Annotated in this window: 1 protein-coding gene; it reads right to left on the bottom strand. The window is 60.5% G+C overall.

Annotated features, from left to right (window positions below; translation table 11 throughout):
* Positions 1-1,349 (bottom strand): autotransporter outer membrane beta-barrel domain-containing protein (locus tag QNN86_RS23850; protein ID WP_414212403.1); only part of this gene is annotated, 1,349 nt, incomplete at both ends.

Here is a 1,349-nt window from a genome sequence, read left to right as displayed (position 1 = left end):
CCCAGACGCGTCTGAAGATTACCTTCACCTTCCGCACTGACCCGCGTACCGTTGCTTTCCCGGTGGTCGTCCGCCCTCACCCCCATCCAGACAGCCTGCGCCTGCGGCTGGATATACCACTCGTTCAGCGAGCCCTTACTGCCGGCAAACTCGCCGAGCTTGTGCGTGTACCCGGCTTCCAGTGAGGCGGTGATACCACTTGAGTCATACGATTCACCCTGAATATTCTGACCCTTCACGTCATTGTTAAACCAGCCATACTGCGCCCAGCTGTCCAGATACAGTCCCTGTCGGGTTTCATCATTCTGGTACCAGGTCGCGTAAAGTCCCGCACTGTAACCGCTCACCGAGCCATCTGCACGGTAACCGGTCACATGTGAGCGGCTGTTGCTGTCATCATTGCCGTAACCGGCCATCACTCCCAGGTGTAGGCGCTGCAGGCCATCCGTGCTCCACTGTGCAATATCGCCGCCCAGCTGGATAACATAACGGTTGCTCTGTGTGCTCATCTGCCCGCTGCTGTCCTTCCAGCGATTATGCCCGCCCACCTGGCGCAGCCACATACTGGTAACCTTCTTCTCACCGGTCAGCGCATCGGTGTACTGCGGTTCACCCAGACGGTCATGCAGCCGGGTGATGAACATCGTGTTGGCCGCCGCCAGGTTGGCGGTATAGCTGGCCGACTCCGGGCGCACCACCCGGATACCCGGTTCATCAGGTGTGCGTGGTGTAACAGGAACTGCGGGCGTTTCCGGCCCCACCGGCGGCGGAACATACAGGCTGGTCAGGAACCAGTCCGTGCCTTTTTTCACCAGGCTGTAGTCATACGCCCCGGCCACGATGCGCCCGGATTTGGTAAAGGTGCCATCCGATGCCCCATGAACCTCCACCACACGGATACCTTCCACCGTCTGCGCGCCACCGCCGCCGGCATTGTTCACCTTCATAAAGGTGTTGCCGCTGGTATCGCCATTGACCACAATCTTGTCGGTCGTCGAGGTGTCGTCACCCAGCACGGTATTCAGCACCACCGTACCATCCTGCCCGTGCCAGCTGGCCGCCGTCAGGGTCCGTCCGGCGTTCATCGGCAGCGAGGACGGGGCCGCGAAATTAATGATCCCGGCAAGGTTAACTTCATCGACCAGCGAGTCCGCAGTCATATTCCAGCTGCTGGTGGTGTCAATGCTGACGTCCGTCGGGTCAATCCAGCCGGTCAGGGTGGCACCGTTACGCAGGGATAACGCGGTGTTATCCTGACCGATGACGTTGCTGACCAGCTGCGCGCCGCCGTTGCTGCCATCCAGCACCAGTTCACCGCCGTCGATATGGGTGTCCCCGGTCCAGAGGGT

The organism is Citrobacter sp. C348 (genome assembly GCF_047467975.1).
GTDB lineage: Bacteria > Pseudomonadota > Gammaproteobacteria > Enterobacterales > Enterobacteriaceae > Citrobacter > Citrobacter gillenii.
Note: the sequence above shows the minus strand (reverse complement) of the source record. Positions and strands in the feature narration are given on the sequence as shown.